General features: G+C 60.9%; 12 protein-coding genes. 6 read left to right on the forward strand and 6 right to left on the reverse strand.

Annotated features, from left to right (window positions below):
* Window positions 1–71: 71 nt before the first annotated feature.
* From Q0072_RS07100 to Q0072_RS07110, 3 genes are read right to left on the reverse strand one after another with little or no spacing between them, the layout of a single operon-like run.
* The gene (locus Q0072_RS07100) at window positions 72–836 is read right to left on the reverse strand and encodes an SDR family oxidoreductase (protein ID WP_298327704.1); all 765 of its coding nucleotides are present in this window, start codon (window positions 834–836) and stop codon (window positions 72–74) included.
* Window positions 833–1,996 carry an aromatic ring-hydroxylating dioxygenase subunit alpha gene (locus Q0072_RS07105; protein ID WP_298327707.1) on the reverse strand — a complete coding sequence of 388 codons (1,164 nt, stop codon included), beginning with the start codon at window positions 1,994–1,996 and terminating at the stop codon, window positions 833–835. The genes Q0072_RS07100 and Q0072_RS07105 overlap by 4 nt, the downstream gene beginning before the upstream one ends.
* A complete protein-coding gene (locus Q0072_RS07110; protein WP_298327711.1) occupies window positions 1,983–3,050 on the reverse strand; it encodes a 3-oxoacyl-ACP synthase III family protein in 1,068 nt (355 codons plus the stop codon). The genes Q0072_RS07105 and Q0072_RS07110 overlap by 14 nt, the downstream gene beginning before the upstream one ends.
* A gap of 191 nt (window positions 3,051–3,241) precedes the next feature.
* Here Q0072_RS07110 and Q0072_RS07115 point away from each other — a divergent pair, with 191 nt between their 5' ends.
* From Q0072_RS07115 to cimA, 4 genes are all read left to right on the forward strand, one after another.
* Entirely contained in the window at window positions 3,242–3,463 is a 222-nt protein-coding gene (locus Q0072_RS07115) for an acyl carrier protein (protein WP_298327714.1), read from the forward strand.
* A 14-nt stretch (window positions 3,464–3,477) separates the two neighbouring features.
* Window positions 3,478–4,407, forward strand: a complete 930-nt coding sequence (locus tag Q0072_RS07120; protein ID WP_298327716.1) for a phytanoyl-CoA dioxygenase family protein — start codon at window positions 3,478–3,480, stop codon at window positions 4,405–4,407.
* On the forward strand, window positions 4,404–5,096 hold the full coding sequence (pseF, locus tag Q0072_RS07125) for a pseudaminic acid cytidylyltransferase (RefSeq protein ID WP_298327720.1): 693 nt from the start codon (window positions 4,404–4,406) through the stop codon (window positions 5,094–5,096). The genes Q0072_RS07120 and pseF overlap by 4 nt, the downstream gene beginning before the upstream one ends.
* Window positions 5,097–5,200: 104 nt before the next feature.
* Window positions 5,201–6,793: a citramalate synthase gene (gene cimA, locus Q0072_RS07130; protein WP_298327723.1), complete on the forward strand. Its 1,593-nt coding sequence runs from the start codon at window positions 5,201–5,203 to the stop codon at window positions 6,791–6,793.
* 105 nt (window positions 6,794–6,898) lie between these two features.
* Here cimA and Q0072_RS07135 read toward each other — a convergent pair whose 3' ends face one another.
* The 3 genes from Q0072_RS07135 to Q0072_RS07145 form a co-directional block, all read right to left on the reverse strand.
* Window positions 6,899–8,512, reverse strand: a complete 1,614-nt coding sequence (locus Q0072_RS07135) for an MFS transporter (RefSeq protein ID WP_298327727.1) — start codon at window positions 8,510–8,512, stop codon at window positions 6,899–6,901.
* Between the two features lie 156 nt (window positions 8,513–8,668).
* Complete coding sequence (locus Q0072_RS07140; RefSeq protein WP_298327730.1) at window positions 8,669–9,865, reverse strand: glycoside hydrolase family 88 protein; 1,197 nt, start codon at window positions 9,863–9,865, stop codon at window positions 8,669–8,671.
* A gap of 32 nt (window positions 9,866–9,897) precedes the next feature.
* Window positions 9,898–13,764: a beta-galactosidase gene (locus Q0072_RS07145; RefSeq protein ID WP_298327733.1), complete on the reverse strand. Its 3,867-nt coding sequence runs from the start codon at window positions 13,762–13,764 to the stop codon at window positions 9,898–9,900.
* Window positions 13,765–14,099: 335 nt separating this feature from the next.
* On the opposite strand from Q0072_RS07145, the gene Q0072_RS07150 reads away from it, so the two are divergent.
* On the forward strand, window positions 14,100–15,344 hold the full coding sequence (locus tag Q0072_RS07150; protein WP_298327736.1) for a rhamnogalacturonan acetylesterase: 1,245 nt from the start codon (window positions 14,100–14,102) through the stop codon (window positions 15,342–15,344).
* A 5-nt stretch (window positions 15,345–15,349) separates the two neighbouring features.
* Entirely contained in the window at window positions 15,350–15,667 is a 318-nt protein-coding gene (gene rhaM, locus Q0072_RS07155; RefSeq protein WP_126422475.1) for an L-rhamnose mutarotase, read from the forward strand.
* Window positions 15,668–15,821: the final 154 nt, after the last annotated feature.

Here is a 15,821-nt window from a genome sequence, read left to right on the forward strand (position 1 = left end):
AAGTGGCCAAGGCCAATCTGTGCAGAGGCTTCGGTACGCACCCACAGATGCATGTGCGCCCCCTCCCCCGATCAGGCCGTGAAGCCACCATCGACACACAACACGGTGCCGGTGATCCAGCGCGAGGTGTCGGCCAGCAGGAAGGCGATAGACGCCGCCACGTCCTCAGGCCGCCCCAGACCCAGAGGCTGCATGTCGATAATCTTCTGGAACTTCTCTTCGGAGACCTTGTTCTTGAAATTCTCCGACATCGGTGTTTCAACCATGGCCGGTGCAATGGCGTTGACGCGGATACCGTCCCGGACCAGTTCGACCCCAAGCCCCTTGACGGCCGAGATCAGCCCACCTTTCGACGCCGCATAGACCACATTGCCCGGCGCGGTTTTCAGCGCCGCCGAGGACGAGACAAACACCAGCGAAGCCTGCGGCGTGTGGCAGACCTTGAGGCGGAACCCCTGCGCCAGCATCAGCGAGGCCGCCAGATTCTGCATCAGCACATCGTGGGCAAAGGTGGGCGTCACCGCCTGTATGGGCAGGGTGCCCTGTATCCCGGCGCAATGGGCGATACCGTTCAGCGGCCCAACCTCGGCGCACAAGGCCTTCAGCCAGGGCACGATACCGGCGGTGTCGGCCAGATCGAACAGCTTGCCCACATGGCCTTCGCCCTCCAGCAGGGAAAGCGTTTCCTCAAGCCGTTCAGCGTTGCGGCCACTTGCCACCACGCGCGCCCCCAGCCGCGACAGATAGACCGCCGCCGCCTGTCCTATGCCGCTGGTCGCCCCGGTGACCAGAACGGTCCGTCCCGTCATATCCATCGGATGAAATGAAGTCGTCACGGCATATCTCTTTCAGCAGGAGGGGGAGGCGTCATCAGGTGCATATAGGTGCGCTGAAACTCAGCGATACGGTCTTCCATGGCCCCCAGAAGCGGCGGCCGCTCCGGCGGCGCATCGCGCATCCCGGCCTGGGTCACCTGACAGATGTCGCGGTCTTCGTCACGGACCTGTTTCGTAAAGCCGCGCAGGCTATCGGCCACCATGTCGCGCGCGGCGCGGCCATTGTTTTTACCGAGCCAGCCCGTTGTCGTCAGACGCAGACTGTCCGTGCCGGTCGGCTCAAACGTCTGAAACGTCAGAAACGCCCCGTAGGAGAAGGTCACGATGATGTTGGGGAAGATCAGAAAGCTGGTATATTCCGGGTAAAGATCACCGCGCTCAAGCTCTATGGCGCGCGCCACATTGTCCCACCATTTGCGTGAGCGGTCGCGCAGCTTACCGGTATAGCGGCTATGGCCCGCATCGGTGCTCAGCGTCAGATCGGTAGACAGGATAAGGCTGAAACTGCCCGAATGGACCATGGGCAGATGATAGCCTTCGGCGGCATTGTCCATGCCCAGCTTCCAGTTGACCGACCAGTCGAGCACTTCGTGCTCAAAACGGTCCGGACAGGCCTCGGAAACGTGGGCGAGGTCATCATAAAAGCTGCCCAGAAAGGTTTTCAGGTCAGGCCCCTCGGCATTCATCCGTACAAAGACGAAATGCCCGACGGTTTCCAGCGCATAGGCTTTCAGCGCCAGCGCGTCCTTATCGGCGTCGTTAAACTCAAAATTCTGCCGGTTCAGCGGGATGCCCGCCGGGCGGCCCGCCGCATCGTAGGTCCAGCCATGATAGGGACAGGTCAGGGGCCGGTTGCCCGACCGCGTACACTGGATTCGGGCAAAGCGGTGCGAGCAGACATTGCGAAAGGCACGCAAAACGCCCTCACAGTTTTGCACGACGATGCTGTGGGGGCCAACCTGAAAGGTAAGGAAATCATTGGGCTGCGCCAGATCCCGCACAAAGCCGACGCACAGCCAGCTACGCGCAAAGACGCGCTCAATCTCAGCCGAGAGGATGTCCTCGCGATAGTAATGATCCGCCGGGATCAGACCCAGCCTTTGCCTCCAGGTTTCATGCGTCGGGGGCATGTCCTGAGGCGCTGCGTCAGTCATACTCATCGACCACACAGTGTGGCATCGGGCCCAGATGCAGCTTCAGAGCTGCCCACGACCAGCCGATACCAAAACCGACCAGCAGGACCGGTGTGGGGGTGGCGAAGGTATCGGACAGACGGTCGGCAATGGTCAGGGGGATCGAGGCCGAAGAGGTGTTGCCATAGGTTTCCATGGCGATCGGCACCTTCTCCGCCGGCAGGCCCGCCTTCTTGCGCAGATGTTCGAGCATGAAGACATTGGCCTGATGGAAGACGACATGGTCTATGTCCTCAACCGTGCTGCCGGAGGCGGCGAGGATCTGATTGACCAGAGACGGGACGTTTTTGAGCGTGAAGGTGAAGACTTCGGGGCCATTGAGATAGAGGCGCGAGGCGCGGTAAAGCCGGGCCTGCGTCTCTTCGTCCTGCGGCCCCTCCTGCGGCAGAAGCGGCAGCTTGATGCCCCCGGCCTCGACCATGATGTGCGGGGCGCCGGCCCCATCGGTGCCGAACACACCCGTCATTTCCGGGGCAGACGCATCCACCTCCAGCGCCGTGGCGGTCCCTGCATCCCCAAACAGCGGCACGGTGGCGCGATCATCCTTCAAAAGGCGCGAGGTCGAGACATCCCCGGCCAGCAGCAGGCCGCGTGCCGGACGCCCGCCAATGCTCAGCGTCTTCAGAAGCGAAGCCACCATCCACAGGCCGTAGGTATAGCCCGAACAGCCCAGATTGACGTCAAAGGCCAGACACGACCCCAGACCCAGCCGGTGTTGCAGCGCGCAGGCGGTGGCCGGGGCCACATAGTCGGCGCTTTGGGTGACAAAGATCAGCACATCAATGCTGTCGCGCGCCCAGCCCAGCTGATCCAACATACCTTCGGCGGCACGCTGACACAGGTCGGAGGTCATCACCCCTTCCGGGGCGATGCGTCGTGAGCGCACGCCGATGGATTTGATCAGGCGTTCGCGCTCGGCCTCATCGGGGATCAGCCCCTCCTCGGCCAGCGTCCGTCCGGTCTTGGGAACACAGGCCCGGATGCCACGCACCGCCACGCCCTGCAATCTGCCTTCGGTCATGAAACGCTCCCGAATCCCTTGTTATGGCCTGTGCCTCTCATCCGCTGCTTTGCGTTAAGATCGCGTTAAGGGACGGGTCCCGGCGCCTGCGCGCCATGCCCGGACGGACCCTGGGTTTAAGGGAATATTAAGCGGATCACCCAAGGATCCAACCGCACAATTTCAATACTTACGGCGCGGGAAAAAACCTTATGACCGACCAGACCTTCATCGCCTCTGTGGCGGAAATTCTCGAAATCGACCCGGCGGGTCTGACGGGTGCGGAAACCCTGACAGAGCTTGGCAACTGGGACAGCCTCGCCGTCATCACCTTTGTGGCCATGGCCGACGCTAACTACAATACGGTGGTCAGCGGCGATCAGCTGCGCGCCGCGCAAACCATCAACGATCTGGCCGCTCTGGTCGGGCTCTGAGACCGGCGCACGCCGTGGCCCAGACGCCGGGATTGCGAGAACGCCTGAAAACGCGGGTTCCCTCCTGGCGGCATTTTGCCGCGCGCGCCCGCGCTGACCGGCGCAATATCGCCTATGACCTGTTGCCGCTGCTCGATTATCGCGGCCGGCAACGGGTGGGCCGCCTGATCCGTCAGTTCAAGCCGCGCACACCCGACCTTGCGCCCTCACCTCTGGCCCAGTCCCTGTGTGCCGGGCTACGCGAAGACGGCTTTACCGCTATTCAGCCGTCCATTGACGCGCAGGTGTTGAGCGACCTCACGGCCTATTTCCGCGACCTGCCCTGCCACGACCCCTATCGCCCGCATCTGGGGCGGTTTCGCTGGGATGAGGTGCCGTCCGACGACATCAATATCGGCTATTTCACGCCCGAAGAGGTGATCCGCGCGCCCCATGCGCTGGCACTGGCCAACCATCCGGACGTTCTGGCGGCTGCCGAGCTGTATCTGGGGGCGCGGCCCATTCTCGACAATATCGGGGCCGTGTGGTCCTTCCCCGGCCGCGCCACGGCCAAGGGCGTGCAGCGGTTTCATCGCGATTACGACTGCGTGGGCAATGTCAAACTCTTCTACTACCTGACCGACATCGACGCCCAATCCGGCCCGCATGTGTTCGTGCGCGGCTCACACCGCTCCCCCATTCTCGAAACGGGCAAGGCCCAGACAGATGCCGACATCGAAGCGGCCTTCGGGGCCGACAAGGTGGTGACGTTGACCGCCCCCGCCGGCTCGTGGTTTCTCGAAGACGTCTATGGCTTCCATAAGGGGCTTTTGCCCGTGTCGCGCCCGCGTCTGCTGCTGGCGTTTCAGTATAATCTCTACGTCACCCCGCATTCGCCCAAGGCCCCGGTGATGGACAATCCCGGCGGATTTGACCCCTATATCAATCAGGTCTTTCTGCGATGAGACGGGTCTGTATCATTCCGGCGCGCGGCGGGTCGAAGCGCATCCCGCGCAAGAATATCAAGCCCTTCTTTGGGCAGCCCATGATCGGCTATTCGATCCGGGCCGCCCTTGAGTCCGGCCTGTTTGCGCGTATCATCGTCTCCACCGATGACGCCGAAATCGCTGAGGTGGCGCGCGCCTGCGGGGCACAGACGCCGTTTGTGCGCCCGCCGGAGCTGTCCAACGACCATGCCGGGACCGGCGCGGTCATGGCCCACGCGCTCGACTGGCTGATCACTCAGGGCGAACGGCCCGACGCCCTGTGCTGCCTCTATGCCACCGCTCCGTTTCTGACGGCGAAACGCCTGATCGAGGGCTGGGAAGCGCTTCAGGGCAAGCGCCACGCCTTTTCGGTGACCAGCTACGCCTTCCCTATCCAGCGCGCGCTTTACGTCACGCGTGAGGGCGGCGTGGCCATGTTCCAGCCCGAACATCGCATGACGCGCTCTCAGGACCTGACACCCGCCTATCATGATGCCGCGCAGTTCTACTGGAGCTGGACAGAGGCGGCGCTGAATGGCGAAGACGTCTTTTCGATCCATTCCGCCCCGGTCATCCTGCCGCGCACTGAGGTCGTCGATATCGACACGCCCGAAGACTGGGAGGTCGCCGAACAGATGTTCGCGGCACTCAGGGCCGGTGAGAAATAGTAATCATCGAAACGAATGGCGCGATTTCAGAGACTTGGCAGCGCAATTACCGCTTAAGTGCGGGAATTTTATTGACGCCCCCAAAGTCAGGCTATAGCTGAGCCATGGCCGAGCGTATCTATCTTTATGACTCCACCCTGCGCGACGGATCGCAGGCGCAGGGAATTGACTTCACCGTTGCCGACAAGCTGGCGATTGCTGAGGCGCTTGACGCCTTTGGCATCGACTATATCGAAGGCGGCTGGCCGGGGGCCAACCCCACGGATGACGCCTTTTTTGCCCGCGTGCCGAAGACGCGCTTTGCGAAAGTGTCGGCCTTTGGCATGACACGTCGCGCCGGGCGTTCGGCCTCAAACGATCCGGGCCTTCAGGATATTCTCAATGCCAATACCCCGGCCGTCTGTCTGGTCGGCAAGAGCTGGGACTGGCAGGTCGAGACGGCGCTGAAGGTGTCAACGAGCGAAAACCTGAAGATGATCGGTGACTCGCTTACCCACATGATCGCGCAGGGCCGCGAGGCGCATTTCGACGCCGAACACTTCTTCGATGGCTATAAGGCCAATCCCGCCTATGCGCTGGAAGCCCTCAGCGCGGCCTATGAAGCCGGGGCGGAGTGGATCATCCTGTGCGACACCAATGGCGGATCGATGCCGTCCGAGGTGTACCGCATCGTCTCCGACGTCAAGGCGAAGTTGCCAGAGGCGAAACTGGGCATCCACTGCCATAATGATACCGAACAGGCGGTAGCCAATTCGCTGGCCGCAGTGGAAGCGGGCGTGCGTCAGATTCAGGGCACGATCAACGGCATTGGTGAGCGCTGCGGCAATGCCAATCTGATTGCCCTGATCCCAACCCTGATGCTCAAGATGGGCTACGAGACAGGCGTGTCGATGGAACAACTCAAAGAGATCGGGTCGCTGTCGCGTCTGATCGACGACCGTCTGAACCGCGTGCCCAACCGCCACGCCGCCTATGTCGGCAAGAGCGCCTTTGCGCACAAGGGTGGCCTGCACGTGTCAGCCATGGCGCGCGACAGCCGCTCCTATGAACATATCGACCCGGCTCTGGTCGGCAATACGCGGCTGATCCTCGTCTCGGACAAGGCCGGACGCGCCAATGTGCTGAACCGTTTGGAGCAGATGGGCATTGAGGTCGCCGCTGATGATGAGCGCGTCAATGAGCTGGTCCGGATCGTCAAGGACCGCGAGGCGATGGGCTACGCCTATGAAGACGCCAGCGCCTCGTTCGAGCTTCTGGCCCGCGGGCTTCTGGGGCAGTTGCCGCGCTATTATGAACTCCTCAGCTATCGCGCGCTGAACGAATGCCGCGTTGAAGCCTCCGGGGCGCAGGACACGATGGCCGAGGCGACCGTCAAGCTGTCGGTCGCCGGCGAAACCGTGATGACGGTGGCCGAAGGCAATGGCCCGGTCAACGCGCTGGATGAGGCGCTGCGTAAGGCCCTGATGCCGCACTATCCGGAACTGAAGGCCATGCACCTTTCGGACTATAAGGTGCGCATCCTGACGCCGTCGGACGCCACGGCGGCCCTGACGCGAGTGGTGATCGAAAGCCGCGATACGGACGGCCACGCCTGGCATACGCTGGGGGTCAGCCCGAACGTGATTGATGCGTCAAACGACGCCCTGTTTGACGCGGTGACGTGGTTCCTGCTCAAGCAGAAGGTCGCTGTTCGCTAAAACCGGGCTTGAGCGGAATGATCCAATAAAGATCATTCCGCTCTGAATATCGTGACTGAAAGGAAGAACCCCGCTTCGATGAAGCGGGGTTCTGCGTTTTTTGGCTTATCGCTTATAGCGGCCCCACAGGTGCTCGAACTTAAAGCCGGTCAGGTTTTCGACCACACGACGGCTCTCTTCCGACTCCGGCTCGGTTTCGCCCGCACGCAGACGCTCGACTTCGTGGACAAGAATGCCGTGGGATTTGACATTGAGGCCGAAGCTCCACGAAATGATCATACCCAGCACCATGACGACGATCGGACCCGCGATCAGGACCAGCACAATCGTGTGGATGGCTTCCGGCGTCTGCTGGATGACCACGGTCGAGTCCTTCGGGGCCGCCAGATAGCCGCCCTGATTGATGATCCAGCCGGTCGCAACGATAGCCGCCGATTGCGCCATCTTGCGCACCAGGGTCATAACCCCGGCGAAGATACCTTCACGACGCTGACCGGTCACCGCTTCATCAATATCCGGCAGGTAGTTATAGACCGACCACGGTACGAAGTTCAGCGTGCCACGCCCCAGACCTGCCAGAATGATCGGCACGATCAGCCAGAAGGCAACGCCGAAATTGGAGTGGTTAAAGGCGGCAAACAGGTTGCCGTTGAGGCCTTCAAGGCCGGCCGCAATGCCTTCGGGCTGCGTGAAGTAGAAGGCGAGGAACAGCAGAAGCGCCGCGCCCACAAAGCTGATGGCGATGCGGTAGGCCAGGGTCGGGCCGGTCTTGATCACCACCTGAATGGCGATCATCACCGAAACGAGCTGCGCGATGTACATCAGCGTCATCATGCCCGAAATCAGCGTCGTGGTTTCGCCCTTGCTCAGCGTTGCCCCAGCCGCCAGAACAGTCGCCACAAACAGCGGGAAGGCGGTGTTGAAGATATCCTGCGACAGGTAGCCGCCCAGATAGATCGACAGGTGCTGACGAAAGGCGCGCAGTTTCAGCGTCGAGAACAGGTCGCGGAACATGTTGACCGGGATCATCAGCGCGGCGGCGGCATTGAAGGGCTGCGGCTGAATACGCTTTTCATCTTCCGTGTACGGACGCTCCCACGAGAAGATGACCACCAGAATGACCACCAGCGAGAACAGCAAACCAAAAATGGTCGCCATGATCAGGAAGGTGTCCGGCGAATCCTTGCCGCCGAAATTGTCGATAATGAAGGTCGGCAGGTAGGAGGCGAGGATGGCAGAGGACTGCGCAATGATCATGCGTGCCCCGGCGAACTTGGCTTTTTCCTTGTAATCCTTGGTCATTTCCGCGGCGAGGGTTTCCCACGGAATGAGGAACATGGTGTAGAGCAGTTCGAAGAAGATAAAGACGAAGAGATAGTACCAGAAGGTCTGACCCGTCACGAACAACAACGCGAAGGACGGCAGAAGCGGTATGGTGATCAGCAGGAAAATCTTGCGCCGGCCAATCTTTCGCCCCACCCAGGTATGGCGCAGATTGTCGGATATATAGCCGATCAGTGGGCAGGTGATGGCTTCCAGCAGGCGCGGCAGACCGAGGATAAACCCGGCATCAATGGCGCTCAGACCGCAGAAGTTGGTGAAGAAATAGAACAGCCAGCCGGTGATGACGGCCTGAGCCCCGGCACCGAGCATGTCGCCCGATCCCCAGCCCCAGTAGTTCATCCAACCCGGTTTACGTACGCTTGCCGCTTCGGCCATATCGTTTCACTCCCAAAATCCGCCTCCCCTGCATAGCGGGGGAGGTGTCGCCGTTTTGACGGCGACGCAGCGGGCTGATCATGCCGACCTAAACCCCACCGTCTTTTTTTGGCTCACACCAAAAAATCCACCTCCCCTGAACCGGGGAGGTGCGTGTTAAATAAACCGGTACAGGAACTCGCCCATGGTCAGCAGCGCCATGGCCTGACCAAACGGCATCGAGGTCAGCGGAATGTCCTTATATTCCTGAATGGAGTTGAACACCGGGGTGCCGAACGACACCTGAGTGAGCTCACCCGAACTGTTGATATGGGCGCGCACGGCCTTGGCGGCCTTGATGCCCATGGCTTCATACTCACGCGAGATATAGCCCTTACGCACGGCCTTCAGGATACCATAGGCAAAGCCCGCCGAGGCCGCAGCTTCTTCGTAAGACGTCTCATCATCAAGGATGGTGCGCCACAGGCCCGACGGGGCCTGAACCTTTGCAAGGGCTTTGACCTGCGCTTCCAGCGTCTCGATCAGAAACAGGCGGAAGGCGTCGTCCTTCGCCAGGTTGAGAAGCTCGATAAATTCCGGGATCACGATGGTGACCCACGAATTGCCACGGCCCCACAGGGCGTTGGCGAAGTTGTGACGGCCGTCAAAGGTCCAGCCGTGGAACCACAGGCCCGTCTTGCGGTCGGTCAGGTACTTAATATGGATCAGGAACTGACGCTTGGCCTCTTCGACATAGTGCGGGCGGTTAAGCAGCAGGCCGATCTTGGCCAGTGGCACGACCGACATCATCAGCGTGTCGTCCCACAGTTGCTGGTTATTGACGCTGTTATAGACGATGTGCTGGAAGCCACCTTCTTCCGTACGCGGAAGATCATTGTAGACCCACTCCGCCCACACATCGAGATAGGGCAGATAGCGGCGGTCGCCGGTGCGCTCAAACAGGTAGGCCAGCGTCAGGAAGGGGGCGACCGTATTGATATTGCGCGACGGCGAGCCTTCCTTGAACCGGTCCTCGAACCAGTTGATCATGATGTCCCAGGCTTTTTTATCGCTGGTCATCTCCCAGACCTTGTACATGCCGTAAAGGCCGATGCCCTGCGTCCACTCAAAGCCATGCCAGGCCTTAGTGTCGATCACGCGGCCATCGGTCAGACGCAGCAGGAACTCACCCGACGTGTCCTCGATGTGGATCAGATTGTCGATCAACAGGTCGATGGCCCGACGATAATCGTCACGATCGGCATCCAGCGCCGCCGACTGATGTTGCAGCAGCGGATGGATGTTGAACGGATCGGTCGGGGTAAGGACCTGATTGTTCGTATTGACGGGCTTTTTGAGGATCTGAGCGGTCATGAGAGGGAACTCTTTGGGGAGAGAAGGTACTGTTAGCGTTGCAGTTTATTGGGTGCGGGCATGATGTCGAGGGGGACGCTCGTGCGCGCGGTACGCAGATTAACCAGTTGAACGGGCTCCAGTGCGTTTTCCGGCTTGCCATCGGTGGTGACGGCCAGAGCGATGGTGTTGTCACCATTGGGGTTTAAGATACCCGGCGGGATGACAAAGGTGCGCTGCGGGCCGATATGGGCGATAAACTGCCCCATATTCCAGCCATTGACGAAGATCAGTACACGGTTTTCCCGGTCTGAGCGCGGCTGTGTCGTGTCACCGAAGCTGAGCCCCAGTTGCACATCGTGCCCCTTAGGGAGGTCGAGTTTGAACTGGGTCCGCAGCCAGTAGGTGCCCGCCGCCGGCGGGGCCGCGGTCTGGCTGGTGGCCTCCCAGCCGTCCTGTTTGCCGGGCAGATACCAGCCTTCGCGCTCGCCGTAGAGGCCACCATTGTTCAGAGGACCGCGGACGAGGTCGGCGATCTGTTCGCCGCCCTTATTGCCCTGAATGCGCCACTCAATCGGGACGGCGAAACGGCGACCGGCGCGGGTGGTCAGAGACGCGGCGATCAGGCCGCGCGCTTCGCGGTGGGCGTCGTCGGCCATCAGGTCCCAGTTGTGCGAATTGTTGCGCACCATGACCGAAATCACGTGCTCACCGGGCGTCAGCTTGTCGAGCTTGAACTTCACGCTGTCGGTGGTTTCGGGGAACTGACGGCCCGTATCGTGTTCGTGCTGGCCGATATATTTGCCATCGACCCACACCTGAATCATACCGGCCCCGCCCGCGCCGTAGAACAGCTCAAGCTGATCCGCCGTCTGATCGGTGATCCTGACGCGCCCGCGATACCAGACGTCGCCGTGGTGGAAGCCGTAATCGCTCATGCTGAGCGTCGGCTGACCGCGTTCGGTGGTCGTCCAGGTTTGAGCCGCTGTCGGGCGGTTGTCGGCCTTCACCCACTGGCTGTCGTCAAAGCCGGGCTGCGCTTCGGGGCTGTCCATGCGGCGCGTCCACGCCACCTGCGCGAGGTCCGGCAGGGTGACCTTTTCCGGGCGCGGCAGGGGCTGGGTGCTGAACAGGCTGCCGTCGTTTTGCGCCGTAACGGCGACCGGTTCCCCGTTGAAGGTGACGCTCGCCACCGACTTCGGGCCCCAGATCGTCAGGGCCGATTCCGTCATGGTGTCGCCCAGAAGATCGAGCTTGCCGCCCGACAGTCTGGCTTCGCGCACCAGTGCCGCCGTCATTTGCAGCACCGGGCCTTCCGCCGTCTCCTGACGCCAGAAAGTGTAGCTGGTCGGCTCATCGGCGATCAGCAGAAGCAGCGGCGCACGGCCACCATCGGTGATGCGCAGACGGATCAGACCGTTATGCGTATAGCTGATTTTCAGGTCGCCGGTTTTGGCATCGTACTTCCACTTGGCTTGACCGGATAGAAGCTCGACCTTCGGCGCTTGCGAGAAGCGCAGCACGGTCTCTCCCGCCTCCCCGACACGGCCATGCAGCAGCGCGATGTCCTGTTCACCCTTCTGGAAATGCGTCTGGATTTCCGAGTTGGAATAGACAAGGTGCTGACGCTCCATCGCGTATGAGGCCAGCAACATCTTGGCGTCCTGACCATTGACGCGCACCGGGATGGTGTAGGTGCCGTCCTTGGTCGCCAACTCAAAGGTCGCGCTGTCGTCGGTCAGGGCATCGGACGGATTGTGAACCGCAAACAGGACGTGGGTCTTCAGCGTCGGATTGATGTTGTGATAGACCTTGATCCTGTCGTTCGAGGGCTTGAGCACCGGCCCCTTGTCCATCTCGGCCAGGACCTGTTCGGCTGCCTGAACAAACATGCCCTGCTGCTTCAGCGCATAGGCCTTTTCGCGCAGGCCCCGATCTTCGGAAATGGCCGCGCCATAGTCATAAGAGGTATAAACGACCGGCCCGGCCAGCCACCCCCACGAGGTGCCCCCGAACGTCATATAGACGTTGTGGATGGTGATACGGTTGATCAGGTTGGTGCCGTAAAAGACGCGCTGATAGCCCTTGCCCTGACGCTTGGCCGTGCATTCATAGGTGCCGTTGGAGCCCCAGTAGTCGAACCAGCCGCCCCCCAGCTCAGCCGCAAAACCGGGCGTTTTGGGCGAGGACAGCGAACCGATGCGCGGTGGCGTCGTGCCATAGATGCCCCAGTCGGGGGCCTTGTTGGGGCCGGACGGATCGGCATGAACGTTACAGGTGCCGCCCGGATAGCCATCAAAGGCATAGATGTCCGTCGGCCCCGGATTGGCCCACGGCGCGGTCGAGTCCTTCGGCGTCCAGTCGGGCAGACGCCCGGCCGCGTTATGGAAGAAGGGCACGCTGATACCATCGGCGCGGGCTTTTTTGGCCAGATGCTCCATCTGACGCACGTGCTTGGGCTCGACCTTGCCCAGCTCGTTTTCGAGCTGATAGGCGATGACGTTGCCCGTGCCGTTGGTGATCTGATGCCGCGCGATGATGGCGTTGATCTGCGTCATCCACTCATCGGTGGCGGCCAGAAACAGCGGGTCATCTGTGCGGGCTTCGGCGCGCTGACGCAACAGCCAGCCGGGGAAGCCGCCGCCGGTCAGTTCGGCATTCACATAGGGGCCGGTGCGGGCAATGACGTACATGCCCTCTTCTTCGGCGATTTCGATGGCACGTTCGACATTGCGGATGCCGCTAAAATCATAAACGCCCGGTGCCGGCGAGTGGTAGCCCCAGTTGAAGTAGAAGGCGACGCCGTTGAAGCCCGACGCCTTCATCTTTTGCAGCACATCACGCCACAGGGACGGATTGGGCAGGCGGAAGGGATGCACTTCGCCCGACCACACCATGATGCGCTTGCCGTCCACCATCAGGGAGTGTTCGTCCCAGGTGACTTTTTTGGGCGGATTTTTGGGCTTGGTGGCTTCGGCCAGAGCCTTCGGGTCTTCGGACAGGACGGTGAAGTGACGCACCACACCCGATACGCCGCCGATTTCTTTTTTCGGCGTCCAGGTTTTGAAGTTATCGTGGCTGTCGGAATACCAGTAGCGCTTGGTGATATAGTCGTCGAAATAGATGCGCCAGCCGCCATTAGGTAGCTTCACCAGCGCCTGACCTTCGCGCCAGTCGCCCCAGCCGGCCCAGTCACCCTTTTTCTCGATGGTCCACGGACCGTACAGCGATTTGGCCGTGGCCAGTTCGATAAATTTGGTCGTCTCGTTCTTGACGAAGGCGGTGTAGCCCTTGTCAGTCGCCACCACGAAGGTGTCGATATAGTTGCCTTGCAGGCCCTGCATGGGCTTGGGCGCCGACCATTGCGAGAAGTCAGCGTTGGGCTCGATCACATAGGCGCCGAACGGCCCCTTGGTGCCGCCCTTAGACAGGGACACCACGACCTTAAGGGAGCCATCTTTGTCGCGGAACCATTCGGGCGCCCAGGTGTTCGTCAGGCCCGGCAGGTCGATCTTGACCTCACGCACCAGTTCCCAGCTTTTCAGGTCTTTCGAGCGGGTGATGCCGAAATCCGAGCCGTCCCAGTTGGTGGTATAGACGACGTAATAGTAGCCGTCCGAATGGCGGATGATCGACGGGTCGCGCAGCAAACCCTTCTGCGGCGTATAAACCTCAGAGCCCAGCGTCTTAAACGTCACGCCGTCGGCGGAGGTAAACAGGCTGAGCGTGTTTTGCGAGGTGGCCATGAAGGCCGACATCAGGAAGACGTTTTGCGCTTTGGCGGCGTCACTGATTTGCGCCTGTTTTTGCGCATCGGAGCCCTGCGGAATCCCCAGTTCCTGTGCCGTCGCGCCAAAGGCCAGCAGGGCACCGGCGGCGGCGATCAGACCGATTTGCGAAACACGCGAAAGAGCTGCCATGCGGAAAAGCTTCCGGCGCAGCGGTTTCTGGTTGGGCATCGGGGGTCCTCTTTTGGGGTTCCTCTGAGACAGCGCCGTGGCCGGGATCTTCAGATCGGCGGGTCTTGGACGCCCGCGCAGCGACGGCCAGCGGCGGCTGGTGCGTTAAGATGACATTGACGACGGGCCATATCAATGAAAAAATATCACAAACGAGCACATAAAGGCCAATTATGATCAGAAAAAACGCCATTATGATCAAAACCAATCAGGGAAATGAGACTCGCTTGCGGACGGGCGGGCTTGTTTTGACGCTTGCCCTGACACTTGCCCTAACGTGGGGCGGAACCTCCGTCATGGCCCAAACCGCAGCTTCGGAAGCCTCCGTGACGACCCTGCCTCAGCGTTTCCTGTTCGATCCCGCCCTGAAAGCCGATGCGACGGCCGTGCGGGTAACCCCCGACATGACCTATGACGCAACCCGCGGCTATGGCTTTACCAATACACGCGATGGAAACGAGGTCGCGCTGGCCGTGAAGGCGGCTCCGGGTGATTACCGCGTGCGCGTGACGCTGGGGGCGAAAAAGGCAGAAAGCCGCACCTCGATCTGGGCCGAAGACCGTCGCCTGATGCTGGCCCCGGTAGCGCTGAAAAAGGGTGAGACGAAGACGGTTGAGTTTATTGTCAATGTGCGCGACGCCTCAGTCGTCACCTCTGAGCAGGACGCCAAGGGCAAGGCCCCGCGCGTCGGTCTGCGCGGCGACGAAGACATCAGCCGCACCTGGGATGACAGGTTGACGATTGCGTTTTCAGGCCCCTCACCCGCCGTGCAAAGCGTAGAGATCGCGCCCATCAAGGCCCGCCGCATCCTGATTGCCGGAGACTCCACCGTCACCGATCAGGCCGGCACGGACTACGCCTCGTGGGGGCAGATGCTGCCGCGCTTTTTAGCCAACGACGTCTCCGTGGCCAATCACGCGCGTTCCGGCGAGACGATGAAGTCGTTTGTCACCTCCCTGCGCTGGGACAAGCTCTTGAGCGATCTGCGCGCGGGCGATGTGGTGCTGATGCAGTTTGGCCATAATGATCAGAAGAAGCAGTGGCCGCGCACCTATGTCGATGCCGAGCGCTCATACCCGGCGTGGCTGAAGGCCTTTGCGACGGATGCGCAGACGCGCGGGGCGAAGGTGGTGCTGATTTCACCCGTGTCGCGCCGCTCGTTTGAAAACGGTAAGATCACCAACACGCTGGCGGGGTATGACGACGCCGTGCGGAAAGTCGCCGCAGAGCTGAACGTGCCGTTTATCGACCTGACGGCGAAGACGAAGATGCTGTATGAGGCGCTGGGGCCGCAGGTCAGCCCGCTGGCCTTTGGCAATAACGGGCAGGACAAGACCCACCACAATGCCTATGGCGCCTATCAGATCGCCAACTACGTGGCGCAGGTGATCACCGATCCGCAAAGCGGGCTGGACCTCAAGGCCGCGCCCGATTTCACCGCCTTCGATCCGGCCCATCCGGCCGATCCGAAACACTATGACCTCACCCCCGCCGACTGGCCCGTCATGCGCGAGGCCCCGGCAAAGATTTCAGGGAACTAAACCTTATGACCCAGATTCACGCCTTCAAAATGCAGCTCAAGCCGGGCTTTGAGGCCGAATACCAGAAGCGCCACGATGAGATCTGGCCCGAACTGTCGGACCTTTTGCACGAAGCCGGAGTGTCGGACTATTCGATCTTCCTTGATCCGGAAACCCTGACCCTGTTTGGCGTCCTGCGCCGCACGGACAACCACACCATGGCCGACCTGCCCGCTCATCCGGTGATGAAAAAATGGTGGGCCTATATGGCCGACATCATGGATTCAAACCCCGACAATTCGCCGGTGGCGAAGGATTTGAAGCCGGTCTTCTATATGGCCTGAGGTAAGGCCTTTCCCCGAACCGACACCCATCCTTGTAAATCTACCGACGGCTGGTAGATTTACAAGGATAACAGGTCTGCGATGATTGGGAAATTGCGCGTCGCTTGTCGTCTATCCGCACCTAGGCCACTTGCAGGCTGAACGCGGATGACCC

Source organism: Asticcacaulis sp. (genome assembly GCF_027484505.1).
GTDB lineage: Bacteria > Pseudomonadota > Alphaproteobacteria > Caulobacterales > Caulobacteraceae > Asticcacaulis.

Coding starts and splice junctions, on each gene's coding strand:
- rhaM (WP_126422475.1), top strand. CDS start 15,350: ATGACCCAGATTCACGCCTTCAAAATGCAGCTCAAGCCGGGCTTTGAG.
- Q0072_RS07140 (WP_298327730.1), bottom strand. CDS start 9,865: ATGACCGCTCAGATCCTCAAAAAGCCCGTCAATACGAACAATCAGGTC.
- Q0072_RS07105 (WP_298327707.1), bottom strand. CDS start 1,996: ATGAGTATGACTGACGCAGCGCCTCAGGACATGCCCCCGACGCATGAA.
- cimA (WP_298327723.1), top strand. CDS start 5,201: ATGGCCGAGCGTATCTATCTTTATGACTCCACCCTGCGCGACGGATCG.
- Q0072_RS07135 (WP_298327727.1), bottom strand. CDS start 8,512: ATGGCCGAAGCGGCAAGCGTACGTAAACCGGGTTGGATGAACTACTGG.
- Q0072_RS07115 (WP_298327714.1), top strand. CDS start 3,242: ATGACCGACCAGACCTTCATCGCCTCTGTGGCGGAAATTCTCGAAATC.
- Q0072_RS07145 (WP_298327733.1), bottom strand. CDS start 13,764: ATGGCAGCTCTTTCGCGTGTTTCGCAAATCGGTCTGATCGCCGCCGCC.
- Q0072_RS07150 (WP_298327736.1), top strand. CDS start 14,100: ATGGCCCAAACCGCAGCTTCGGAAGCCTCCGTGACGACCCTGCCTCAG.
- Q0072_RS07110 (WP_298327711.1), bottom strand. CDS start 3,050: ATGACCGAAGGCAGATTGCAGGGCGTGGCGGTGCGTGGCATCCGGGCC.
- pseF (WP_298327720.1), top strand. CDS start 4,404: ATGAGACGGGTCTGTATCATTCCGGCGCGCGGCGGGTCGAAGCGCATC.